Origin of the sequence: Oceanobacter sp. 1_MG-2023 (assembly GCF_030689025.1) — a bacterium.
GTDB lineage: Bacteria > Pseudomonadota > Gammaproteobacteria > Pseudomonadales > Oceanobacteraceae > Oceanobacter.
Genome location: NZ_JAUYWA010000006.1, coordinates 107,239 through 132,247 on the forward strand (window position 1 = coordinate 107,239; position 25,009 = coordinate 132,247).

The window sequence follows — 25,009 nt, forward strand, 5'->3', positions numbered from 1 at the left end:
CGCTACGTTTCACCGCCCCACAATAAAAGCGTTAAATTTCCGAGCTACCTTAACGACTTTCAACGACTTTAACGGCTTTCGAGCCACTGTTGATTAACGCGGGCATATTGGCGCGACAAGGCCGAAGACATATCGTAACAGGCCGACAGCACCTCCGCGTCACACAACAAGCTGGCCTCTCCGGCCGCCATCACCCGACCGTCCCGTAACAACATCACCCGGTCAGCCCAGGATGCCGCCAGCGCCACATCGTGCATCACGGCCAAAGCCCCGATGGCCGGGCCAACCATAGAGCTGACCAGATCCATCACCTCATGCTGATGGGCCGGGTCCAGCGCCGAGGTGCATTCATCCAGCAGGATATAAGCCTGCTGGCCATTACTTTGGTACTGGTAATGCCAGAGTTGTAACAGCACCCGCGCCAATTGCACCCGTTGCTTTTCCCCGCCGGATAATTGCGGATAAAGACGATGCTGCAAATGATGCACTTCTGTGGCTTTCATAACCTCTTGTTGCCATTCCAGGGTCTGCTGTTCGTCTCCCCAGGGAGAACGCCCCATCGCCACCACTTGCCAGACCCGGAACGGAAACACCAATTCCACCTGCTGTGGCATCACGGCGATACGCTGTGCCCGTTGTTCTGGCAACAGCTCCTTCAGACTATCGGCACCCAGCCACACTTGCCCGTCGTAATCGGTATTCTCGCCACACAAACAGGATAGCAAGGTTGATTTTCCGGCACCGTTCGCACCCAGTACCGCCAGCCGCTCACCAGTGCATAACACCATGGAAGCCGAGTCCAGCAGCGTACTTCGCCCTTTGACGACCGATACCGCATCAGCCCGGATCATCGTGACTGCCCTCCATTCTGCTGCATCAACAACAGCAGGAAAACCGGCCCACCCAGGAGCGCCATGACCAGCCCGACCGGTAAATCGGCCGGGGCCATCCAGGTGCGGGCCAGCGAATCAGCCAACAGCAACAGCAATGCTCCGCCCATCGCCGCCGCCGGAATCAGGCCACGATGATCAGAGCCCATCACCATGCGTAACAGATGCGGCACCACCAGGCCAACAAAACCGATAATACCGGCTACCGCGACTCCGGCTCCTACCATCAAGGCTGCGAAAGCCAGCAACCAGCGTTTCGAACGCTGCACATCAAAACCCAGATGAATCGCCACTTGTTCGCCCATCAACAGCGCGTTCAGAACCCGTCGATAACGCAGGCTCAGCAGTAACGGCACACCAATCAATCCGGTCAGGGCAGCCACATCCTGCCAGCGACCACTGGCCAGACTGCCCATCGACCAGAACGTCATATCCCGCAGTTGCTGATCGTCAGCGGCATAGGTCAACACCCCGGTTGCGGCGCCAGCCAGTACATTGATGGCGACCCCCGCCAGCAGCAGCATTCCTACCTGGGTTTGGCCACCGCGAGTCCCCAGCCGATAAATCACCAGCGTCACGCCCAGCCCACCCATAAAGGCGGCCAGTGGCAATGCCAATGGCCCGGTCAGCGACACCCAGCCAGAGAGCAATGTTTCGTTCAGCACAATAACAGCCACAGCGGCCAACGCCGCGCCACTGGACACCCCAATGAGGCCAGGATCTGCCAGCGGGTTACGAAACACTCCTTGAGTAATAACGCCTGCCACGGCCAATCCTGCGCCGACAATCATCGCCAACAAGGCCCGCGGCAACCGCAGTTCACGCACTACCCAGTCGTTGGCTGACCCGATCGGGGCAAAGGTGATCGCTCGTTGCAAACTCGACCAGACGTCATTAACGGCCACCGACACCGGTCCAATCGTCAATCCCAGAAGGAATACCAGTACCAGCACCACAGCCATCAGCAATAACACCAATCGCTGACCGGTCGCGCCCTGCGCCACAATCGACTCACGCCAACCATAAACAACATCACTCAGACGCCGGGAGAACAACAGAGCACGCATCATTGTTACATCCCCGTCGCCCGCGACTTACTCACCGGCTCATTGGTCTGGGGGTACAGAATGGTCTGTAACTGCTGGATAGCATCAGGTAACCGCGGCCCAAACCCCAACATCAGGCTGACATCCACCGTATGGATACGACCTTGTTGACTGGCAGGCGTCATGGCCAGGGACTGCTGCAGTGATTCTGGCACCTCATCATCAAGCTGTGCCACCAGCACCACGTCCGGTGCAGCCTGCAAGGCACCTTCGGCGCTCACTGGCTTATAGCCGCTGTAACCCATGGCATTGCTGGCTCCGACCAGCGCCAGCATGGCATCGGCCTGCGTACCGGAGCCTGACGCCATCATGCCCCGGCTACCAGCGCCGAGCAGAAACATAACGGATGAGGCATCATCCGCCGGCATCTGCTGCAGCAGTGCCTGGCTGCGCTGATGAATACGTTCAACCAATGCCCGCCCTTCGCTCTCTTTACCCAGCGCTCCGGCAACGGCGGTGATTTTATCGAGCACCCCCTGTAACGAATAATGATTCGCTACCCGCACAACCCGTATGCCAGCCTGCTTCAGCTGGATAAAGACCATCTCTGGCCCAGCGGCCTCGGTCGTGATCACCAGATCGGGTTGCATCGACAAGATGCCTTCAGCGGACAGTTGCCGCATATACCCGACATCGGGTAATTCAGTCGCGGCTTGCGGAAAACGGCTGGTGGTATCCACCGCCACCAGGCGATCCTGGGCACCCAGCTGATAGATGATTTCAGTAATCGAACCGTCGATACTCACCACCCGCTGAGGTGCCCCTGCCGCCTTCCCATCCTGTGCCCACGCCGTAACGGGGAACAGCAGACCAGCAAAGACCGTCGCCGCCGACATAAAGGCAAACAGCGACAATATGGCGAACAACGACGTCAGCCGGTCAGGGCATTCAGCCGCGATTGACCGACTCTCGGCACCACGTGCTGCTGACGACCGGTGCAGGTTATCCATCAGGCAACTCCTTCTTGCTCCAGCGCATAGTGCTGTTGCAAGTCTTCCAGAATCAACCGCCAGCCTTCCAGTTCTGGCTGGCCGTTTTTACGTTCACCAAACATCAAGGCCAGCTGATTGCCATCGCCGTCGTACAGTTCCAATGAACTGACCACGCCATCCACGGTGGGTTTCCGCACCAGCCAGGCGCGATCAATCAGGGTGGTTTTGGCATGCAGGTTGAAGCCTTTATCCATGATATTAAACCAGTCGCCGGTACGTACCAGGTTGCTGATCGGGCCAGTATGAATCTGGATCACGCCCTCACTGCCAACAAACAGCATGATCGACAACCCCGAAGCCTGCGCCGCTTCCAGCGCGGCAACAAACACCTCCGGAGCCAGTTCGGTCGCGTATTCCTCACCAATCACTTCGTAGGCATTTATCCGGTTCAGGTGGTACTTTTTCAACAGCGCCTGAAAATGATGAACATCCTTCAATGCCGACCAGTCCTGACGCAGCGCCGCCACATCCAGATCGGCAGGTGTGGTTTCGGGTGCGGTTTCAGGCGTTGTCTCTGGCAAAGGCTCCAGTACCATTCCCGGGGTTTGGTCCTCGGATTGAAAACGTGCCAGCAGCTGGGTGTACTGCTCCTGATCCGAAGCCTCGGTCAGATAGATCTTGTGTACGGCCTCTCCACGGCCATTAAAGAATTGCAGGCTGCATCGCATGCCGTCGGCACCCGGCAGAGGCTCTTCCACCGCAAAGCCATAAACAAAACGGCTAAAGAAAATCCGCAGGTCTATAACGCCCAGCGCCAGGCCCATATTGCCGTTAACGGTCAGGCCTTTGTATTGACCGGTCTTTTCATGAACCATGGCGTTATTGCGCGTCAATGCCATAACCTCACCGAGCAATTCGATATCCCGCAGCAAGCGCTTGAAATCACCGCCAAGCCGCACGACGCGACCGCCCCCGGACTCACCATCAAGCAAGCGGGTCGCCAACAACTCCCCCTCACTGGCGCCCAGCCGTAACGCGGCGTCCCGAATCCGCATTTTGGGTTCTTGCTGCCGCAACGATTGCCATTGCTCCGCCAACACGTGAATATCAGTAACGTTCGTCATTATTACTCTCCTGTCGACATTGTTTGAAAGCGGATTTCCGGGCTGCCGGATGCTCCCAGGCTGTAATAGTCCGACACTTGCAGCGTGAAGTAGCTGGCACTGTCATCAGTGCTGTCGGTATCAATCAGATAGGTACGGAAGTTGGGCCACAGCAGATGTCCGCCATTGAGGTTATAGGCGTACCAGCTGTCATCCGAGAATGGATTGGAGCTGCTGTCTTCACTGTAGTGGCTGGAAATATCATAGCTATCAACCAGCGTGGCACTGGTGTAATCCGCCAGCTCGGTCGCATCAATGGAACCAAAAACGGCACCATCACCATCGCCATACACTCCGCCATTGGTCCAGATATTAATTGCCCGGTTGCTGGTATCGACTTCATAAAGCAGGTCCCAGTCGGCACTGTTTTCGTCACAATCCACTTCGCTGGCGCTATCCAGATCCAGACATAACATGGTTGCATCGTCCGCAAAAGTGGCGCTGACACTCTGTTCTGTCCCGGCAAACTGCGCAGTATCCGCTGCCTGCGTTGTAAAACGGGCGGTGATATCGGTGTAACTGGCCACATCCAGGAAGACCTTGCTGTAGGTCTCGCCATCGGCATGGCGCAACAACCATCCCACCGTCGTATTGGCCGCAATCTGATGGGTGCTGGTATCGTATTCATACCAGTCAGCCCAGGCCGCTTCGTTGGCATCGGTGCTGAACGTCAAGGCGCTGGTGTCGTAACTGACCTCCAGAGCAGCTGCTTCGGTATCGGCAACCGCATTGGTAAAGACCGAGACATCGGCTGCGCCGTCGTCATCGTAGAATTCGTCTTGTGCATCCGCCAGTGCCACCTGCACATTGCCACTGCCAGATACCCCGCCATTCAACTTGATGGCCGTACGACGAAAGGCCAGCTGCCAGTCCGTCGAGGTAGCGGCTTCTTCATCAGTCAGATCCAGCGTTGCCCCGGTTGTCAGACTGACGTAGACCCAGGCATCGTAATCCGCGGCGTTGATTTGCAAGCTGCTATAGCTGACATCCTCCGCACCGGAATCGCTGTCATCACTGTCGCTGTCATCGCTGCTGCCACAACTGGCCAGCAACATGGCAGCCATCAGTACTGAAAAAGATTGGTATCGCTGTTTCATAAAACACTCCGTTGAATAGCGTTATTGTTGTTAAACATGTGAACCAGCTATGTAAGTTCACGATGTAAATTATCGATATGCGTTCACTGCATGGATTAACTGCACAGCTTGCCGGCATGGCCTGAGCCACCAGAATCAGAAGGTCAGCTCAAACCCGGCATAAGGAAAGCGGCCCTCTGTCGGGCGGCGATCATAGGAGTCACTCGGGTCGCGGACGCTGTCAGTCAGATTGTTGACCCCGGCATACCAGCGTAACGCCGGGTTGAACTGCCAGTTGCCTTTGATATCCCACTGCCAATAACCCGCCGACATCTGGTTTTCCGTGCCGCTGTCTTCATCTTCCACCTCGGTATAAGACGAACCGACGTACTCCGATATCAACGTCAGGTCGACCGTGTCGCTGACATCCCACATCCACAAGCCTTTGGCGTGATGCCGCGAACGCTCTGTCAGCGCGACGCCCAGTTCAAGATCGCGGGCATCCAGCAAGGAATACGACAGGCGTTGCTGAAAACGGGGAGAAAACTGCCACTGGACGGCAACATCAGCACCTCGCGTCATGGCACTGGCAATATTGCTGTAGCGATAAATCACCACGGTGCCGCTCTGTTCTGTCTCGCCAGTAGAAACCGCTTCGATCAGATCCGTGATCTGGTTATGGTATGCCGACACTTCCAGATGCAGCCGTTTGCCATCCGTTATTGTCGCCGACAGTTGCACACTGCGGCTTTGCTCCGGCTGCAGGTCTTCGTCTCCCAGCACCTTGTAGCCGTTCACACTGTGATCAAACACGTAATAGCGGTTTTTCAGATTGGGCACCCGGTAACCCATCCCGATCGATTGTCGGGTCTGGATCTGCCAGTCACCCTTTCCCAGTGACCATTGCCATTTCTGGCGACTGGCCAAAGCCGGCGACAGATAACCGCCAAAATCACTGTCGTTTTGCCAACGCAATCCCGGCGACAGCTCCAGCTCAACCAAACCGGCACCCTGTTGGCTTCCTGAATATTGCTGCGTCAAGGTTCCCTGCATAAAAGCCTCGACACTGTGGCGGGTTTCGTTGGGCACTTCGACGGTATCCACCAGGCAATAACCACTATCCAGAGTGGTGGTGGTCGAGGTACTGCCAACACCGGAGCAACTCAGCTTGATCTCCTGCTTCTGCTGTTCCATTTGTTCGCCAAAATGTTCAAGGCCGGTCACCATCTGCAGTGACGTACTTCCCAGCGTCCATTGCGGCGCTTGCCACTGGGTCATCAACTTGTATTGGCTATAATCGGCTGAACGCCAGAGATTACCGGCCAGAATGGCGTCATCCACCACCAGCTGGGCGGTATCATCCGTCTGCTGTTCGTACAACACGCTGGCTGACAGCCGCCCCGCCAGCAGCGCCTGATCAACATTGGCGGCCAGTCGCCAGCGTTCCAGCTGCTCTTCCTTGGTGCCCTCTTGATTGCTGCTGGTCAACTGTCGGTTAACCAGATCTTCTTTATATTGCTCTAGTCGTATCGTCGCATGGCCATCCACCGCTCCGGGCCCTGCACTCCCCCAGCGTTCCTGCCAGGATGCCGCCAGCGTGGTTTTGGTACCGTCAAAGCCGTTACTGCTCCAGCTGTCGTCGTACAGATCGATATCCGAGCTTTTGCGCTGATCGGCACTCAGACTCAGCTGACGGTGACTGCTCAGGGCCAGATCGGCGGTGGCCAGATAATGACGCTGGGGCAACAGCTCATCCGACAACTCCCGCTCCTCACCATAACTGCCAGCATCCATCGCCAACCGGTAACGGGTTTCGCCTGTCATATCGCGAGTGATGATATTCACCACACCCCCCATTGCCGCACTGCCATACAGGGTCGACGCAGCCCCCGGTATCATTTCGATATGGTCGATATCCAGTGCAGACAGTTGCGACAGATCCACCATTGAACCGGTGGTTGCCGATACCGGCATACCGTCCACCAGAATCAGTACCCGCTCGCCGTCCAACCCTTGCACCTGAATCGACTCACCGGTCTTGCCGTGAATTTCCCGCATCTGCACTCCCGGTATCACCCGCAAGGCATCACGGATATCCCGGGTGTGTAAGCGCTGGATCGTGGTTTCATCAAGAATCAGAGTCCGGACCGGGGTATCGGCCAAGGGCCGCTGGCCACGCGCTGCCGTTACCACCAGGGTATCCAGATAAAAGACATCGGCGTCTTCCTGAAGCGGCGTTTCTGCCGCAACGTCTTCCGCGATAACAACAGGCGTATATGTCACAACCACCAACAGGCCAACCGCCAGACAACTGCATCGCATTTGCTTTACCGTACCTTTAACAACACATCAGAGAGATAAAAGACCCAAATGGGAATGAGCCTCATTATCCACAACATTCATTAAAATACAATGCTAATACGAATCAGTATCAATAATGACATTAAAAAAACGCCTTGCCGCAATGCGACAAAGCGCTTCAGAACAACCGGCCTGGCCATCGGCCAATCAGTCACAAGGAAGAGTCAGACGTCAATGATTGTGGACATCAAGCGATATCAGGCGATATCAGGCAGGCCAAGCAAACAGGTGTGAGCCGGAAACATAGGTGCTTGCCACCACGACTTCCGGAGTAGCAAACACATCGGCAACGGCAATTTTGAGGATTTTGGGTACCCGGTCATACGTCACCAGAAAATAGCGACCATCTTTCGTCAAGGTCACTCCCCGCGGCCGTACCAGCGTCAATGAATGCACCATGCGCTGTTCGGCAATCGACCAGAAGGTCACCAGGTCGGCATCAGGGTGTGTTACCAGCGCCATGCCGTTGGCAATCGCGACACTGAGGGCTTCACCTGTCATGCGTTTAACAATGGCTTCCGGTTGTGTCATCGAGGCCATCGGCAACCCTTGCAGACGAATACTGACACCGCCGTTTGCACGGAGGCTCATGCCAGTACGTGGCGCAGATACCACTACCAGACTGCCATCTTCCGCAATCGCCACATGGCCGGTATTGAGGTCCGTGCGGGCCAACACCACCCGCTCAAGCAATTGCTGGCTGGCCACATCCACATAACAGACGCAGGGTATTGCTCCCCCCATTGGCCCACCGGCATTGGTAATCACCAGTGTCTTACCGTTATCAATCAGGGTGCACTCATGAGGCTCTTTGCCATAGCTGGGGAATTCCCCGAGATACGCCAGCGAGTCTGCATCACGTACCGCAATAACACCCTCCAGGCCATCCAGACGGGTTTCTGTACTGAACAGCTGCTGATTGTCAGCGGAATAAGCCCCATGTCCGTAAAAATAGCGCCCGGGACGAGCATCGATTTTACGGCTCAGACGCCGCGCCCCCAGATCTACCTCGGCGGCATGTGGGCCTTTTTTCTCAAACACCGCCAGCCGGTCAGGGGCGTCAGGGTGCCAGTGAATACCGTGCGGGAAAAAATCCAGATCGATCAGATCCGTCTGCTGTTGCTGCAGATCCACCAGCGCCAGCACGTAGCGCTGGCCGCTGCCATCCGGATTCATAAAACGACCACCGCCCAGCAGCAAATCGCCTTGGCGCTGACTGCAGCCGGTGGCCATCACCGACAAGGCCGAGACAGACAAGGACATGGCCGGCACCGCTGCCAACCAGCCAAGCAAATTACGTCGCGATAGCGTCATGAGGCAGCCTCGTCTGATCAGCTTGTGCAAGTTACTGGTGGTTAAACCAGTGTTGGTTAAGCCAGCTCGTCAACCGCCACCTTGTAATTGGGGTCTTCGATCACGTTGACCTCACACAAGCTGCCAGCCTGTTTCAGCAAGGTGCGACATTCCTGACTCAGGTGCAGCAAATGGATTTCCTTGCCCTCGGCAATATAACGCTCCGCCAGTGTATCAATGGCTTCCAGCGCAGAATGATCCATGACCCGACTATCGGCAAAATCGATAATCACCTTGGTCGGATCATTGCTTACGTCGAACAGATCCTTGAACGAGGCCACCGATCCAAAAAACAGCGGCCCATACAGCTTGTAGACCTTGGAGCCATCCTCCTGCTTCTGACTGAGCACATGAATACGTTTGGCACCCTGCCAGGCAAACACCAGCGCCGACACCACGACACCAATAATCACCGCAATGGCCAGATCCGTCAGTACCGTCACCACGGTCACCAGCACCAGTACAAACAGGTCGTGTTTTGGGATCTTGCCAACCATACGGAAACTGGCCCACTCGAACGTGCCAATCACCACCATAAACATGACCCCCACCAGTGCGGCGATCGGGATTTGCTCGATCAGCGGAGAAGCGAACAGGATAAAACTCAGCAAAAACAGCGCCGCCGCAATACCCGACAAACGACCACGACCACCCGAGCTGACATTGATAATCGACTGGCCAATCATGGCACAACCACCCATGCCGCCAATAAAGCCAGTCACAACATTGGCTGTCCCTTGGGCAACACACTCCTTGTTGCCCCGGCCGCGAGTGTTGGTCATCTCATCGATCACCGTGACGGTCAGCAGCGACTCAATCAAACCAATGGCCGCAAAAATGGCCGAATACGGCAGGATAAACATCAGGGTTTCCAGATTGAACGGCACATCCGGCACACCGATCGGCGGCAAGCCCCCGGCAATACTGGCCAGATCACCCACTGTACGGGTATCCAGATCCAGACCAAACGCCAGCAGGCTGGCCACCAGAATACCGGCCAACGCCGACGGCACGGCCTTGGTCAACTTGGGCAGGTTGATGGTAATAAACATGGTCAGCGCAATCAGGCCAAGCATCACGTACAACTGCATGCCACTGAACCATTCACCGCTCAACCAGCCCCATTTACCTTCGGGGGTGCTGATTTGCAACTGCGGCAACTGCGCCAGAAAAATCACAATCGCCAGGCCATTCACAAACCCCAGCATGACAGGATGAGGCACCAGGCGGATAAACTTGCCCAGTCGCAACGCCCCGGCCGCGATCTGGATAACCCCCATCAGCACCACCGCTGCCAGCAAATACTGCAGCCCCATGCCATCGCCATACATGCGTTCGGCATCGGCCACCAGCGCCACCATCACCACCGCCAAGGCACCGGTTGCACCGGAAATCATCCCGGGACGACCACCGATACAAGCCGTAATCAGACCCACCATAAACGCGGCGTACAACCCCACCAGAGGATGAACACCGGCAACAAAAGCAAACGCCACCGCTTCAGGCACCAGCGCCAAAGCCACCGTCAGACCGGATAACACATCCGTTTTGATGTTGGGAGAGAATGTTTCAGCAAACTCACGAAAGAAAGACATGGTATTGGATACCCCCAGGAACCGGAAAGCCGCGCACTATACCAGCACAAGGCGCCAAATTCAGGATCGATCGACAGCAATGCGCTCATATCCATTCAGAAGCCATCGTCGCCAAACAAAGAGTGTCACTCCAAAGGTAATATGCGCATCAAGCGCCATACAATCCAATATTTCCAACACAATCCATCAAAAGGCAACAACCCCATTCGTTACCCCCCTTCACCAAAGCTCACCAAAGCCGACGAAACGGAGTGATACCTATTTACCCCTGGGTGGTGGATCTTTTGGTCATGGGACTGATTTGCCCGGCTTCCGGTATTTCTGAACCAGTAATCAGCCAATAAGCGTATTCTGGCCATAATTTTCCCAAGGCTTCCAGCTCTTCCGCATAGGGCTTGGCTATCTTGCTACTCATGTTTTCCCAACGCTTTGCCTTGATCCCAGTCGCTTTTTCAAGCATCGGACGAGTGTACCCCTCTTGTTTTATAACAAGATTGATCCGTTCAACGAGTTCCATATTCCAAACCAGAATTTCCCTAAACACCAGGAATTCCCTAATATTTAGGGTGAGTGTTGAAGCCACTCGTTAGTATTAACCCAAACCCGAAAGCCTATCACGAACTGCCACTTTCCCGGCAGCCTCGCGGAACAAGGAGGTTTTGTGTCTTGTTTGTGAACTCATATGATCGCCGTGAAAGCCAATTGATAACAGGACACTGCTCATATCCGTTGCTTGCGAGTTATCAGCCGGAAGAGATGCGGCAGCCAATCACCGACAATTATTTCGCATTCGAGTCATGTCACCCGCGCATTTTTATACCCAATGGTAAGGAAGGAACCTGTGCAACCGATTCGTTGGAGCCCGGAATTTGAAACCGGCATTGATATTATTGACACTCAGCACAAGCGTATTTTTGACTACCTACAAGAAGTTGAGACCGCCATCAAGCAACGGGATGACCAGAAAATTCGAGCCGTCGCCAAAGCACTGATCGACTATTCCATTTCACACAACGCCTTCGAAGAAAAACTCATGGAGCAAGCAAATTATCCAGTATTAAAGGCCCATGCCAAAGTGCACGAAGCCTTTCGGCGGCGAGCGCTCAGCTACGATCAGAGACTGGAAGATGGCGAAGACAGCATCAAAGTCGCCAAAGAAGTGCGCTCAGACATTGGCTTGTGGCTGACCAATCACATTCAACGCGATGACAAGCATTATGTCCCTTATGTCAAAAAAACGCTGGAGGGCAACTTTGTTCGACGCATGGTGAAACGCTTTTTCGCTTAAATACAAATAAAGCCAGCCTGCGTCCGTGAACAGAATGCACTCTGACTCTGAATGCAAAGACTTTTTTGGGGAGACTATACAGTCTGAACGCTTTACTCACCGGCAAATCATGAGCGAAATCGAGCAACTTATCCGAGAGCAACAAATTGTTATGTAGAAGCTTTACTTGATGTAGAGAGAAACACACCTGCACTGATAAAAACACCACCAGTTATTCTATTAAAATATTTAGCCCTACCTTCTTTGAGCAACCAATTTGACGACTTAGCACCCAAGTATGAATATATCGTCAACCAAGAAATCTCCATAACTGCAAAAGTAATTGCGAACACCCAATACTGTATTAATAGCGACTCAGATGTGTTAATAAATTGAGGGGATAAAGCAGTAAAAAACACTATTGCTTTTGGGTTACTGACCCCAACAATGAAGCCACCAACATAAAGAGATTTTTTTGTGACCATTGTTTTTTCTTGTTCAGATATTTGATAAGTCTCTTGCTTGGAAGCAAAAGATTTATATCCTAAATATATTAAATAAATTGCACCAGACCATTTTATAATATTAAAAGCCACTTCTGACGTAGCAATAACCACCCCTAGACCAGAAAAAGACAAGGTCATTATACTAACAATTGCTGTAAGACTGCCTAAAGCAGTAAACATAGAATTTCGAAAGCCTTCGGTTACAGCCTTAGTCATACATAATAGAACGCTAGGACCTGGAGAAGCAGTTAATATTAATACCGCTAGCGAATAGTAAAACCAAGTTTCTACATTCATATATATACCATTTTAAAGTTGTTTTTAACTGATATTTCTTCGTCGCAGACACATAACACCGTATTAAGGTGTGAGCAACGCCACCACTCAACCTACTGCACCGTAACCCACTTGACCATGAAAATCACCATGAAAATAAAAGACATTTGTATGTCGGCAACAACAACTTCATTGGCTGACTCGCCATTTGAAACAACAACGGAGCCTTTTATCCTGGTTGGTTTGCTTGCAGAGTTAGTTGGCTCAGATATGTCGACATACCAATCATCACCAACTTTACGACCAACGTAAAATCCATCTCTCACCATATCAATTGCTTTTGATGCAGTGATTCCTTTTAGTTTTGCAAACTCCTCGACCGGAATCATTCCTTCTGGTGCATCTGACATAGTGTATTTCCTTTTGATTGCCTAACGCCGCCAACAAGCGCCGACCGTAAGGAGGTCCATTGCCTGGCCTTATAAAGCTACTATTCATAATGAGTCCAAAGCTTGATAACTTTAATGGCGTTTTCTTTTTCTAGTACTTGGTAAACGAGACGATGCTGTATATTTATTCTTCTTGAATAGGAACCGGCTAGATCCCCAACAAGTTTTTCGTAGGGTGGAGGATTTTGGAAAGGATTAATTTCGATTACCTCTAGCAGCTCTTTCGCTTTGGCCTTGAGGCCAGAAGATGCAAGTTTCCGAGCATCCTTTTGAGCTTGCTTGGTGTAATAAAGCTTCCAGCTCACCAATCAAGCTCTTGGTCACATTCACTGAGATTAGTATCCAATCCTTCACGAATAGATTCCCGCATTCCAGGTAAAGAAAGCAGGTAAAGTGATTCGTTTATAGCGTTCCAATCCTCTTCTGCCAACAAGACTGCATTCCCTCTCTTGCCGGTAATGATAATAGGTTGGTGGCTAGCAGAAGCCTCATCTATCAAGGCGTACAGTTTTGAGCGTGCTTCAGTCGCATTAAGTATTGTCATAAGTCATCTCCGAACTCAAAGCGTACGTCTATACGTACGAGGTGTCAACATCCGAAAAAGATTTAACGCCTGCCATAACCGGCACCAAAAGCGGAGCGGAGTGCATCTTTTTGTGCGTTCGCGCTTATGGCATTATTAGTAGCGCTGCATGCTATCTTTAATAAATTTATTATAATCTTCGACAGACTGAAATCACCGCCATTAAAAGAAGAACCGATATCTGGCTCTGTGGCCGAGACAGTCAAAGGGCATGTTAATAAAGCGATCACAACAGCCCATATTGCATACGTTACAGACATAAACATTCACTCAACCTGATATCGGATTGATACGACCCCAAAATTATGCGTTTGCAACCATCTACCCCGGATGCGTCTGGCAATCAACTATTCAATGGCTCCGCCGTACCCGACAATTTGCTCAGTAACTGATCCAGCAATACATACAAGGCAGGCAACACCAGCAAGCAAATAAAGGTGGTAAACAGAATCCCGAATCCGAGTGATACCGCCATGGGGGTAATAAACTGCGCCTGGCGTGAGGTTTCAAATACCATGGGAGCCAACCCACCAAAGGTGGTCAGAGTGGTCAATAAAATGGGCCGGAAGCGTCGCACTCCGGCTTCACTGATGGCTTCCAGTGCCGTCAGCTGGCGTTTTGCCCGGATGCGGTTGGCGTAGTCCACCAGAATCAGACTGTCGTTCACCACCACACCGGCCAGTGCCACAATCCCCATCAGGCTGATAATCGACAGTCCGTATCCCAGGATAATATGACCCAGAATCGCTCCGGCCGCGCCAAAGGGAATCACCAGCATCACCAGCAATGGCTGGCCGTAACTGCGGAATGGAATCGCCAACAAAACGTAAATCAGCAGTAACGAGAACAACCCGTACAGCTGCATCACACTCATGCTTTCACGGGTATCGGCCTGACGCCCCCGAAAATCAAAGTCGAGGCTGGGGTATTTGGCTTGCAGGTCGACAAAGGCTTCTTCCTGTAACACCGTCATCACAGCCGGGATTTGCGTACGCGGTTCGACATCGGCGGTTACGTTCACCACTTGCCGCCCGGCCCGGCGTGAAATACTCGATGGCGAGACGGTTTTCTCCAGCACCGCGACTTCTGCCAATGGCACATAACCACCGGCTGTCGTACGGATCATCAAGCGCTCGATATCGGCACTGTAGCGACGTTCGTTCTGGGGCAAGCGTACCAGTACGGTGACTTCGTTACGCTGGCGTTGCTGCCGCAAGGCTCTGGCACCGTACAAGGCCGCCCGTACCTGCATGGCCACATCATCCGACTCCAGCCCAAGGCTGCGCCCGAGGTCGTTAATCGCCACATCCCATTGTGGTTTGCCACTGGTAAAACTGCTGGCAACATCCTTGACGTTACCCAGATGCGACATAAACACACTGAGGTCTTCACTGGCTTGCGCCAGCAGGTCGATATCGTTGCCGCGCAGCTCCACCGTCAGGCCGCGACCACCGGACGGGCCGCCACCGCGTTCAGAATCGAAGGTAATGCTGCGAATACCGGGAATTTCTCCCATGGCGGCACGCCAGCGTTTGGCCACTTCGTGGGCGCTGATGGGACGGATTTCAGAGTCCACCAGCCGCGCTTCCACTTCGATGGTTGAGCCATTGATACTGCCTTCAATACTCAGCAGCAAGGGCGTTCCGGCAGCTTCAACCGGCTCGACGATATCGCGCAGCCGGGCTTCCAGCTGTAACCGGACATCCAGCGCCTGTTCAAACGGCGCATTGGAGGGCAGCTCGACCGCCGCAACGGTAAACTCGCCTTCCAGGCGCGGAAACATACTGAAACCCATCCGCCCGCTGAATGCCCAGGCCAGCACCGTCAACCCCAGCGCCAGCGCGATGGCCAGGGTCAACCCCGGGTTGCGCAAACTGACTTTCAGGGTCGGGCGATAAACCCGGTCGATAAAACGTCCCAGACAGCCATCAACCTTGAGTTGCAAGGCATCCATTTTTTGCCCTAAACGGCTCTCCGGTTTTTCTTTCAAATGCGCCAGATGGGACGGCAGGATAAACAATGCCTCCAGCCAGGAAATCAGAAAACAACTGATCACTACGATCGGAATCGCCAGGAACAATTTCCCCATCATGCCAGGCAGTGCCAGCAAGGGCAGAAAGGCTGCCACGTTGGTCAGAATGGCAAAGGCCAGCGGACTGGCGACTTCTTTGGCACCCACCACCGCCGCATCGGCAAACGGCATGCCTTTCTGCATGTGTTCGTAAATATTTTCACCGGCAATAATGGCGTCATCCACCACAATGCCAAGGGCCACAATAAAGGCGAACATCGAGATCATATTGATCGACATATCCACCGCAGGCAGCAACAGCAAGGCGCCTAAAAACGCCGTTGGAATCCCCATGGTAACCCAGAACGCCAGCCGGTATTCCAGAAACAGGCTTAACAACACCAGTACCAGTGTCAGCCCGATGGCGGCGTTTTTGATCAGCAACCCGACCCGCTGGTTGTAGGTTTTGCCATCGTCATCGGTGACCACAATCTTGACCCCCGGGGGCAACCAGCCACGAATCTCGTCGAGTTTTTCGTGTACGGCGGCGGCCACGGTCAGGGGTGTTTGTTGTTCAGAACGGTATATGTCGTAACGGATGGCTTCCTGGCCGTCATACGTCACCAGTCTGCGGCTGTCGCCAAAACCTTCGCTTACCTGGGCGATATCCCCCAGCCGCAGCCGTACACCGCCAGCATCAGCGATCACCGGAATGTCGTTGAATTCTCCCGCCCAATAGCGCCGCTGGTCGAGCGCCACCAGAATATCGCCTCCCGGGGTTTGCACGGTTCCGGCACTTTGTTCGATGGCATTTTTGCCCACCGCTGTCGCGATATCTTGCAACGACAGACCATAACGCTGGAGTGCAGACTGGGGAATTTCGATATGGATTTCTTCGTCGGGGGTACCGGTCAGCTCGACCTTGGAAATCTCTGCCGACGATAACAACTCATCCTTGACCCGTTCGGCCAGACGTTTGAGGGCAAAGGTGTCCAGCGGGCCAAAAATCGCCATTTCCACCACGCTGATATTACGGCTGGCAATACTGACGCTCGGTGTCTCCATTTGCCCCGGAAAGGTGGTAATCCGATTCACAGCCTGCTGCACATCCTGATACGCCTGCTGACGGTCAGTGCCGTTATCCAGCTCAATCGTGACTCTGGCGCTGCTTTGGGAGGCGGTTGAGTTGATCTCTTTCAGGCCATCGACTTCTGCCAGTTCATTTTCAATTGGCAGTACCACCCCTTGCTCCATCTCGGTGGGCGTTGCACCGGGGTAGCTCACCTGAACGATGATCATGTCCGCTTCGTAGGATGGAATAAATTCCTTGCGGATGGTCAGCGACATCAGAAAGCCGCCAATGATCAATACGGCCATCAACAGGTTGGGCGCCACGCCATGGCGTGACATCCAGGCGATCGGGCCATTCCCCTGCGCCGCACTCATGGTGTCACCTCTGGCTCACGACTGGAGGTGCCGTCGGCGGCTTCCACAGCCGCGCCAGTATCCGCCCGGTTGGCCAGCCGCACCGGCAAGCCTTCCGTTACACTGTCCAGCCGGTTAACCAGCAACTGATCATCCGGCTGCAGGCCCGCGCCAATCCAGGCCCGGGTCCGGCCCCGGTACAAGACCTCGGGGGTGCGCCGTACCATTTGGTTGTTGTTCACGACCCAGAGGCTGCCATCGTCATTCAGCTGCTGTAATGGCACGGTGACGCTATTGGGAATGGCCTTGCCTTGCAGCTCGACAGAGACAAAATCATTCAGCATCAACACCGGCTGGTCCGGGTCCTTGAGGCTCAGTGGATCACTCACGGCAACCATTAGCCGGGCCTGACGGTCACGCTCGTCGACGTCGGCCAACAGGTTCAGAATGCGGGCTTCGCGGCTCTGTTTACCCCAGCTGGGGTGATAAAGCCGGATCGGGGCATCCACATCCAGCCAGGCCAGAAAATTGCGCGGCACTTTGACTTCGATCCAGAATTCATCGGTATTCACCAGTTCAAACAGCTCGACTGAACTGCTCACCTGACTGCCAACCGCCACATTGCGTGACAGTATCTGACCGTTAAACGGCATCGTCACACGGGTACGCGCCAGGTTCAGTCGGGCCTGGTCGGTCTCCGCCCTGGCACTGAGCAGCTTGGCCCTGGCACTGGCCAGCTGCGGTTCTCGTAACACCAGCGCCCGGTCGGCACCGGTCAGCTCTCGCTGCGCCAATTGGTATTCGTCGGCGGCCAGGGCGGACTGCCCCAGCTCCAGATCCAGATCGGCTTGCGCCTGAATGCGAGCCGCTTCGTATCGCTGCAACGCCAGCTCATAATCCCGTGGTTCAATGGTCAGCAGGCGCGCACCGGCCTTCAGGGTCGCTCCCGGCAATGCCTCGCTGGCCACCGAGACAACCCGACCGCTGACCTGGGCCTGCAGCAGGATTCGCTCTGCCGCTGACACCTGACCACCCGCCGTCCAGGTTGGCCGTCCGCCAGCGCCCGGGCGCTGCACTTCAACCAGTCGCGCCTGCACCACGGGTTTTACCCGCTCCGGCACCGGGGCGGTGGTCAGCACGATCCAGGCTGCCGCGCCTCCCAGTACAAGCACCAGCAGTACCAGCCAGACATTACCGGTTTGCTTGTGCAAGCCTGTGGGTTGTTTCATATTCCGGTTGTCCTTCATGGTTGTGATTCTCCAGCATCCGCCCCGGTGAAATCGCCGTGACTGACCGATCGATACAATTGAATACGGTATTGCAACTGCTGCCATTGGCCATCGAGTACTGTTTGCTCCAGCGCCAGTACGTCCTGTTGAACGTTGAGCAACGCCAGAAAATCCCCCACCCCGCGCCGATAGCGCGCCAGCTGGAAGGCTTCTGTTTTACGGGCCAGGTGTAATTGTTTGACCAGGCTGGCCAGCTGGTCACTGGCCTGTTGTTCCTGCACCAGGAGTTGCTGCACGGTCTGGGCTGCCGCCAACAAGGTTTGCTGATAATCCGCCACCGTCGCCTGCACTCCCGCTTCCGACGCGGTCACCGCTGCGCGGCGACGGCCACCATCCAGCAGGGGTGCGACCAGACCCGCCGCCAGATTCCCTACCCAGTTATCAAAGATATCGGCCAGATTGGCGTCGGATGCCGAATAAGACGCCGACAGCGTCAGCCTTGGATAGCGGTTGGCAATGGCTGCCGCCAGCGCGGCATTCGCCGATTGCAAGGCAAACCAGGATTGCTGCACATCTGGCCGTTGTTGCAAGGCTGACAGAGAAACACGGGGGGATGAAGACGGCAGTCGTGGCAACGGCCGTGGTGGCATGGCGGCCAATTCAGGAACAAGCTCACTCTGCAGCCAGTCGCTGCGACCCAGCCAGACCGCCAGTTGCTGCTGATAGATAATTTGCTGGGCCTGATCAGCACTCAAACTGGCGGAGAGATTTTCCAACAATTGCTGTTGTTGCCAGACATCTGAAATAGCCACCTGCCCACGATTGAATCGCACTTCGGTGATAGCCAACGCCGAGCGAACCCGCTGTTGTTGCTGGCTTAGCAACTGGATACGACCTTGTTGCCGCAACCAGCCAAACCAGGCCTGGGCGACTTCTCCTGCAAGCGTATTGGCTGCTACCCGCACACTGGCTGCACTGGCCAGGGCATCCAATTGACCTTGCTGTTCCAGCGCACTGATCCGCCCCCAGAAATCTACTTCATAGGCAGCCGATAACCCGGCCTGCCAGCGATTGGTACCGGCATCCGGCCCAAATGAGCGGCTGCGCGACAAACTCGCATCCAGGGTAGGAAACTGTTCCGCCCCGGCCTGCCGGGCCAACGCCTGACTTTGTTGCAGCCGGGCCCAGGCGGATTGCAGGGTAAAATTATTCGCCAGGCTGTCTTCAATCAGACGATTGAGCATCTGATCATCAAAGGATTGCCACCAGCGGTCCGTGACCGCCTGCCCGGCAGCAACAGCCGTGGGAGAGGTACTGGCAACAGGTTCAGCCAGCCCGGAAAAGGTCATCGGCTCAGGCTGAACCGGCTCAATCGAACTGCAGCCAGCCACCGCAGTGACCAGCAACAGCAGCAGTCCCGACCGCTTGCGGCTTTTGGAACCCGCAGTGACATACGATCCAACATCCCTCACCCAGTATCTCCCTGGCAATTAAACGGCAAATGGGGCACAACCAGACAGAAGTGATATCACCGCCGTGAGGCAAAACGCCGCTTCAGACACAGTTATTTTTTGAAAAGTTCCGTCAATAATAACGGTTAACTATCTGACACATCACCAGTACAAACAGCCGTTTGCCAATCACAACGAATAACGGTTATTCCCCTTGTTATGGCAGGCCAACAGCCGGTTACAGACCCTTAACCGCATAGATGCCCGGCAAATTACGCCAGAAGCCACGGTAATCCATACCACAACCAAAGACATAACGGTCTTCAACTTCCATACCGGCGTAATCAACGGTCAGTTCATCGGTTTTGCGATCATGCCGCTTATCGACCAAAACGGCGGTGAGCACCTCTTTGGCACCCTGTTGACGACAGGCTTCAACGACGGCCGCCAGGGTATGACCTTCATCAAAAATATCGTCCAGAATCAATACCGTACGATCCGTCATTGGTATCGATGGCGGTGCTTGCCACTGCAGTTCGGTACTGCCTGTCACATCACCGCGATAACGGGTAGCGTGCATATAGCCAACCTCAAGCGCAAACGGCAGCCGGGGCAATAACCGCCCGGCCAGTACCAGACCACCATTCATAATGGTATAGACCACAGGAACCGTATCTTGCAGGCGCTCAGTCAGATCAGCGGCGAGCTGATTGATCGCGTCGTCCACTTGCTCCGGGGTTTTCAGTAAGTCCGCTTCTTGCAATACAGTATCCAGCTGATCTTTTGTCAGTGTCTCACTCATGGAGGCTTCTCGGCATGTCAGTAAAAAACCGGCATAGTAACACGCGGCCAGAACGGCGAAACCTGCCGATCTATTCTTCTGGCACTGATATCAAACCATTGGCTATCAACGTCATTCAGCACGACAGGGAACTTGGCTTATGTACTTTTTTCGTCATACCTCACAGCACCACCCTCACTCTCTGCGCCACTGGCAATCCGGCCTGCGATGCAGCGCATTGGCACTGCTGCTATCCGGCTGTGCCAGCTACCCGTCATCAGTCGCAGTACCTGACCCCGACATGTTGCCGTCATTGCAACAGATACAAGCCAACCCGGAGCAATACCAACATCAAACCGTTGTGTTGGGCGGGCAAATTATCAGTGTTATCAATGGTGATCAGCACACTACGCTGGAGATATTGCAGCGCCCGCTGTGGGATTCTGGCCAGCCGCGTTCAGACAGCGACCGTTCCGATGGCCGCTTTCGGGCCGAGTTCGATTATTTTATTGACCCGGAAACCTACCAGTCCGGCCGGTTAGTTACCGTTCGGGGGCAGCTGACCGGTATGGATGAAGGGCATATTGGTGAGCATCCCTATCGTTTTGCCCATATCCAGGCCGATGGCATCGAGCTTTGGCGCAAAACATCAGCCCCTGAGGTCCGCTATCACTTTGTCTGGGGAGTAGGGCCCTATTACGGCTACCCCTATCCCTACCGCAGCGCGGTTATTACCGGTGCCAAACCGCTCAAGCATCCTGTCCCCAAACACCCCGCCCACCCCAAGGCCAGCACGCCCTGAGGACAACACCGGTGCATTACCATCAGTGATCGATACCGGTGTTTCACCACCGCGCAGTGCGACGCGCTTTATCCCGCTCAAGGCTATGGTATTATCCGCGCCCGTTTTCGCCCTGCACCAACCTCTGGAGTTGTCATGTCCCCTACTTTACAACTGGCTTGCGACCTGATTGCCCGCCGTTCCGTCACCCCGGAAGACGAAGGTTGTCAGGCGTTAATGATGGAACGTCTTGCCAACGCCGGATTTACCAATGAGCCATTGCGCTTTGGTGAAGTCGATAACTTCTGGTCCCGCCGTGGCAACAGCGGCCCGCTGGTCTGCTTTGCCGGCCATACCGATGTTGTGCCTACCGGCCCGGAACAGAACTGGCAATATCCGCCATTTGAACCCCAAATTGTGGATGGCATGCTGTATGGCCGCGGCGCCGCTGATATGAAAGGTTCACTGGCCGCCATGGTGGTCGCAGTTGAAAACTTCACCGCCAAGCACCCTGACCACACAGGCTCGATTGCTTTTCTGATCACCAGCGATGAAGAAGGCCCGGCCCACAACGGCACCGTCAAGGTGATTGAAACACTGGAAGCCCGGCACGAAAAAATCGATGCCTGCATTGTTGGTGAACCCTCATCGACCCATCTGGTGGGTGACACCATCAAGAATGGCCGCCGGGGTTCACTCGGCGCAGTATTGACAGTCAAGGGGATTCAGGGACACGTGGCTTACCCGCACCTGGCCAGTAACCCGGTTCATCAGGCAGCACCCGCGCTGGCGGAGCTGGCCAGTGAAGAATGGGATCAGGGCAATGACTTTTTCCCCGCCACCAGCTTCCAGATTTCCAATATCAATGCCGGCACCGGTGCAACCAATGTTATCCCTGGCAGCATGACCGTGGTGTTCAACTTCCGTTTTTCCACCGAGCTCACAGCCGACATTCTCAAACAACGTACCTGCGATATTCTCGACAAGCACCAGGTCGACTACGACATTGAATGGAACCTCAGCGGCCTGCCATTCCTTACCGACCACGGCCCGCTGGTTGATGCCTGCGTGGATACCATCCGCGCAGTGACTGGTCGCGAGACCGAACTGTCAACCGCCGGAGGCACCTCCGACGGCCGGTTTATAGCCCCGACCGGCGCACAGGTCGTGGAACTCGGCCCTCGCAACGACACCATTCACAAAGTTAATGAATGTATCAATGCCGCCGACCTCGACACCCTCACCAGCCTGTACGAAGGCATTCTTGAGCGCCTGCTAGGATAGCCAGCCGATGACAAGCACAGACACAGAACAGACCATCCCCCAGGCAAACGATATTCTGATCTGCCCGGTTTGCCAGCAACCCTTACCGGAACTGGCAGGCGCTACTGACAAACACGGTGCCGCCCGCAGCCGGGGCTGTGCCAATGGCCACAGTTTTGACCGCGCCCGCCAGGGCTATTTTAACCTGTTACTGGTCAACCAGAAGCGTTCGCTCAATCCCGGCGACAATATTGAAATGGTCAGGGCCAGACAACAGTTTCTCAACGGCGGTTATTATCAAGCCATTGCTGATGCCATCAACACCGCCCTGATCCCGGTATTGGCAGACCGGGCAAACACGTCTGCCTCCCAGACACTCCATATTGCCGACAGCGGTTGTGGTGAAGGCTATTACACCGCCTCACTGGCGCAACAACTGACCGCCAACCATATCCACCACCATCTGTACGGCATCGATATTTCACGGGATGCAGTCCGTACCGCCTGCCAACGCAGCAAGCAGATTGACTGGCTGGTGGCCAGTGGCAGTCGCCTGCCGTTCCAGCCTGGCAGCCTCGACGCCATACTCAGTGTGTTTACCCCGACCATGGCTGACCGCTGGGCGGAATTGCTCAAACCCGAAGCACCTGTCTGGCTGGTTACACCGGCACAGCAACACCTGCAAGAACTCCGGCAGCACATTTATACCGACGTTCGCAGCGACAGTTACGATCCAACTGATGACATGATAAAACAGGGATTTGAGCGGGTTGGCAGCAGCGAGCACAGCAGCCAGGTATTTATTCCGGCCGCCGCCCTCCCCGACCTGCTTACCATGACACCACATGGCTGGCGCATTACCGCCGAAAAACGTCAACAGGTACTGGCCCTGAATGGTCTGGAACTGACTATTAGTGTCCGTATCTCGCAATTTTCAGCGCATTCATCAAACGATCAACCCGCACCGGCAGAGAACATATAAAAGATCCTCGTTTAATAGCATCAAGCGGTTTGAAAGCCCCCCATCAACCGGGTAGCATTCAGTTTATTAATGACCTGCAACAACGGCAGCCACGCCTCGCATGACCGATATTCTTTTTTATGTACTGGCCGCGACCACCATCGACGAGCAACAGCACTTTGTCTGTCGTTTGACCGAAAAAGTCCTGGCCCAGGGCAAGCATATTTATATCCATACCGGTTCTCGCAGCCATGCCGAGCAACTGGACCGGCAGCTGTGGGCGTTTCGTCATACCGCTTTTGTGCCACACAGCCTGGTCGATGAACAACGACCCGTAAGCCAAAGCCCGGTACATATAGGCTGGCAAGATGCGCCGACAGAGCAGCATGACGTACTGATTAACCTGAACGACCAACTGCCATCTTTTTTTGGCCGTTTTGATCGACTGGTCGAAGTTGTTATCCAGCAGGATGACGTACTGGGACATACCCGCGACCATTTCCGTTTTTTGCGTGACAGGGGCTACCCCATTACTCACCAGGATATGAGACTACGCACATGAGTACCGACAACGATTCGCGTAACTTACTCGACGAACTGGAAACCTTGCAGCGCGTCCTCGACGATGCCGCTGGTGAGCAAATTGACCTTGAGCAAGCCTTGACTCAGCTGAATACTGTCGACGATGTCCCGGTATTGAGCGACCTGTTCAGCCAGGATGAACCGCCGGTATTACGCAATATCAATCCGCCAAACAAGCGTCCTCCTCATCTGTCCGCTGTCAAAAGTCCGGAAGCGGATAGCCAACCCCGAATTGTCGCCAGCGACATTCTGGAATACTTGCGTCAGGAAATGGTACGCAAGAACGAATCCGACCACAGCTCCGATACCCTCGATGCCATTTTTGGCCCGGTCGAAGATAACTACCCGGCACCTGAAAACCTGCATATTGAGCCGGTCGCCCTCAAACCAGTCCAGTCTGATACACCGACGCACAAGCCAGCAGCCCAACCCGCCGCTGCCCCAGACCCGGCCAGCACAACCTCCAGCGTCACCTCCGGCACGGACACCATCCCGACGCTCACCGAGAGCAATATCCCGCAAGACGCCATCACACCGGCACCACAACAACCGGAATCCCCCACTCTGGAGCCCCTGCATTTTGAACCGGAACCGGAAGCACCAGTCCTGCCCGAGTCTCCAGCAGCTGACGCTGACGTGCCGGAGATAGCTGCCAAGATATCGTCCAACCCGTTTTTGCCGCAGTCGATACTGGACCGCCTCACCTCCGAGCGTCTGGCGGCCCAACACAGTGCCGAAGAAGCACACCGCACCATGCAACGGGTGACAGAGCAAAAACAACAGCGTGACTCCGATGCCATCGCCCTACTGGGGGCCACCGAGAAGAAGCAACTGATCGAGTCCCTTGTCGATGAGCTGACTCCAGTGATCCAGGCCCGCCTGCGCGAAAAACTGCGTAATATCCTGATGAGCAAACCTCGCGACTGATACTCTGGCTCCCGAACTGCCAGGCCATACGCCCAGACCCG

Annotated in this window: 23 protein-coding genes; 6 read left to right on the forward strand and 17 right to left on the reverse strand. The window is 54.8% G+C overall.

Annotation, left to right across the window (positions count from 1 at the left end):
- Positions 1-68: 68 nt before the first annotated feature.
- From Q8W22_RS06180 to Q8W22_RS06220, 9 genes are all read right to left on the reverse strand, one after another.
- The gene (locus tag Q8W22_RS06180; RefSeq protein WP_303431674.1) at positions 69-851 is read right to left on the reverse strand and encodes a heme ABC transporter ATP-binding protein; all 783 of its coding nucleotides are present in this window, start codon (positions 849-851) and stop codon (positions 69-71) included.
- The gene (locus tag Q8W22_RS06185; RefSeq protein WP_305451830.1) at positions 848-1,960 is read right to left on the reverse strand and encodes an iron ABC transporter permease; all 1,113 of its coding nucleotides are present in this window, start codon (positions 1,958-1,960) and stop codon (positions 848-850) included. The genes Q8W22_RS06180 and Q8W22_RS06185 overlap by 4 nt, the downstream gene beginning before the upstream one ends.
- Before the next feature lie 2 nt (positions 1,961-1,962).
- On the reverse strand, positions 1,963-2,946 hold the full coding sequence (locus Q8W22_RS06190) for a hemin ABC transporter substrate-binding protein (protein ID WP_305451831.1): 984 nt from the start codon (positions 2,944-2,946) through the stop codon (positions 1,963-1,965).
- On the reverse strand, positions 2,946-4,052 hold the full coding sequence (locus Q8W22_RS06195) for a hemin-degrading factor (RefSeq protein WP_305451832.1): 1,107 nt from the start codon (positions 4,050-4,052) through the stop codon (positions 2,946-2,948). The genes Q8W22_RS06190 and Q8W22_RS06195 overlap by 1 nt, the downstream gene beginning before the upstream one ends.
- Positions 4,053-4,054: 2 nt before the next feature.
- Positions 4,055-5,188, reverse strand: a complete 1,134-nt coding sequence (locus Q8W22_RS06200; RefSeq protein ID WP_303431678.1) for an HmuY family protein — start codon at positions 5,186-5,188, stop codon at positions 4,055-4,057.
- 135 nt (positions 5,189-5,323) lie between these two features.
- Complete coding sequence (locus tag Q8W22_RS06205) at positions 5,324-7,450, reverse strand: TonB-dependent siderophore receptor (RefSeq protein ID WP_305451833.1); 2,127 nt, start codon at positions 7,448-7,450, stop codon at positions 5,324-5,326.
- A gap of 285 nt (positions 7,451-7,735) precedes the next feature.
- A complete protein-coding gene (locus Q8W22_RS06210; RefSeq protein WP_305451834.1) occupies positions 7,736-8,842 on the reverse strand; it encodes a YncE family protein in 1,107 nt (368 codons plus the stop codon).
- A gap of 56 nt (positions 8,843-8,898) precedes the next feature.
- Positions 8,899-10,476, reverse strand: a complete 1,578-nt coding sequence (locus tag Q8W22_RS06215) for a SulP family inorganic anion transporter (protein ID WP_303431683.1) — start codon at positions 10,474-10,476, stop codon at positions 8,899-8,901.
- Positions 10,477-10,738: 262 nt separating this feature from the next.
- Entirely contained in the window at positions 10,739-10,993 is a 255-nt protein-coding gene (locus tag Q8W22_RS06220; protein WP_303431684.1) for a hypothetical protein, read from the reverse strand.
- Positions 10,994-11,317: 324 nt separating this feature from the next.
- On the opposite strand from Q8W22_RS06220, the gene Q8W22_RS06225 reads away from it, so the two are divergent.
- Positions 11,318-11,764 carry a bacteriohemerythrin gene (locus Q8W22_RS06225; RefSeq protein ID WP_303431685.1) on the forward strand — a complete coding sequence of 149 codons (447 nt, stop codon included), beginning with the start codon at positions 11,318-11,320 and terminating at the stop codon, positions 11,762-11,764.
- Positions 11,765-11,913: 149 nt separating this feature from the next.
- Here Q8W22_RS06225 and Q8W22_RS06230 read toward each other — a convergent pair whose 3' ends face one another.
- The 8 genes from Q8W22_RS06230 to Q8W22_RS06265 form a co-directional block, all read right to left on the reverse strand.
- Complete coding sequence (locus tag Q8W22_RS06230) at positions 11,914-12,546, reverse strand: LysE family translocator (RefSeq protein ID WP_305451835.1); 633 nt, start codon at positions 12,544-12,546, stop codon at positions 11,914-11,916.
- A gap of 92 nt (positions 12,547-12,638) precedes the next feature.
- Positions 12,639-12,935: a hypothetical protein gene (locus Q8W22_RS06235; protein WP_305451836.1), complete on the reverse strand. Its 297-nt coding sequence runs from the start codon at positions 12,933-12,935 to the stop codon at positions 12,639-12,641.
- Positions 12,936-13,015: 80 nt separating this feature from the next.
- Positions 13,016-13,279, reverse strand: a complete 264-nt coding sequence (locus Q8W22_RS06240) for a Txe/YoeB family addiction module toxin (protein WP_305413227.1) — start codon at positions 13,277-13,279, stop codon at positions 13,016-13,018.
- Positions 13,276-13,518 (reverse strand): type II toxin-antitoxin system Phd/YefM family antitoxin, encoded by a 243-nt coding sequence (locus Q8W22_RS06245; protein WP_305451837.1) that lies wholly within the window; start codon positions 13,516-13,518, stop codon positions 13,276-13,278. Before Q8W22_RS06245 ends, Q8W22_RS06240 begins: the two co-directional genes overlap by 4 nt.
- A gap of 382 nt (positions 13,519-13,900) precedes the next feature.
- On the reverse strand, positions 13,901-17,014 hold the full coding sequence (locus tag Q8W22_RS06250) for an efflux RND transporter permease subunit (RefSeq protein WP_305451838.1): 3,114 nt from the start codon (positions 17,012-17,014) through the stop codon (positions 13,901-13,903).
- Entirely contained in the window at positions 17,011-18,222 is a 1,212-nt protein-coding gene (locus Q8W22_RS06255; protein ID WP_305451839.1) for an efflux RND transporter periplasmic adaptor subunit, read from the reverse strand. The genes Q8W22_RS06250 and Q8W22_RS06255 overlap by 4 nt, the downstream gene beginning before the upstream one ends.
- Before the next feature lie 14 nt (positions 18,223-18,236).
- Positions 18,237-19,694, reverse strand: a complete 1,458-nt coding sequence (locus tag Q8W22_RS06260) for a TolC family protein (RefSeq protein ID WP_305451840.1) — start codon at positions 19,692-19,694, stop codon at positions 18,237-18,239.
- Positions 19,695-19,911: 217 nt separating this feature from the next.
- Positions 19,912-20,475, reverse strand: a complete 564-nt coding sequence (locus Q8W22_RS06265) for a hypoxanthine-guanine phosphoribosyltransferase (RefSeq protein ID WP_303431699.1) — start codon at positions 20,473-20,475, stop codon at positions 19,912-19,914.
- 139 nt (positions 20,476-20,614) lie between these two features.
- On the opposite strand from Q8W22_RS06265, the gene Q8W22_RS06270 reads away from it, so the two are divergent.
- The 5 genes from Q8W22_RS06270 to Q8W22_RS06290 all read left to right on the forward strand — a co-directional run bounded on the left by Q8W22_RS06270 (position 20,615) and on the right by Q8W22_RS06290 (position 24,968).
- Positions 20,615-21,256 (forward strand): Slp family lipoprotein, encoded by a 642-nt coding sequence (locus Q8W22_RS06270; protein ID WP_303431700.1) that lies wholly within the window; start codon positions 20,615-20,617, stop codon positions 21,254-21,256.
- Between the two features lie 135 nt (positions 21,257-21,391).
- Positions 21,392-22,519 (forward strand): succinyl-diaminopimelate desuccinylase, encoded by a 1,128-nt coding sequence (dapE, locus tag Q8W22_RS06275; protein WP_303431701.1) that lies wholly within the window; start codon positions 21,392-21,394, stop codon positions 22,517-22,519.
- 7 nt (positions 22,520-22,526) lie between these two features.
- Positions 22,527-23,480 (forward strand): putative RNA methyltransferase, encoded by a 954-nt coding sequence (locus Q8W22_RS06280; protein ID WP_303431702.1) that lies wholly within the window; start codon positions 22,527-22,529, stop codon positions 23,478-23,480.
- A gap of 100 nt (positions 23,481-23,580) precedes the next feature.
- A complete protein-coding gene (locus Q8W22_RS06285) occupies positions 23,581-24,021 on the forward strand; it encodes a DNA polymerase III subunit chi (protein ID WP_303431703.1) in 441 nt (146 codons plus the stop codon).
- Positions 24,018-24,968 (forward strand): hypothetical protein, encoded by a 951-nt coding sequence (locus Q8W22_RS06290; RefSeq protein ID WP_305451841.1) that lies wholly within the window; start codon positions 24,018-24,020, stop codon positions 24,966-24,968. The genes Q8W22_RS06285 and Q8W22_RS06290 overlap by 4 nt, the downstream gene beginning before the upstream one ends.
- The last annotated feature ends 41 nt before the right edge of the window (positions 24,969-25,009 follow it).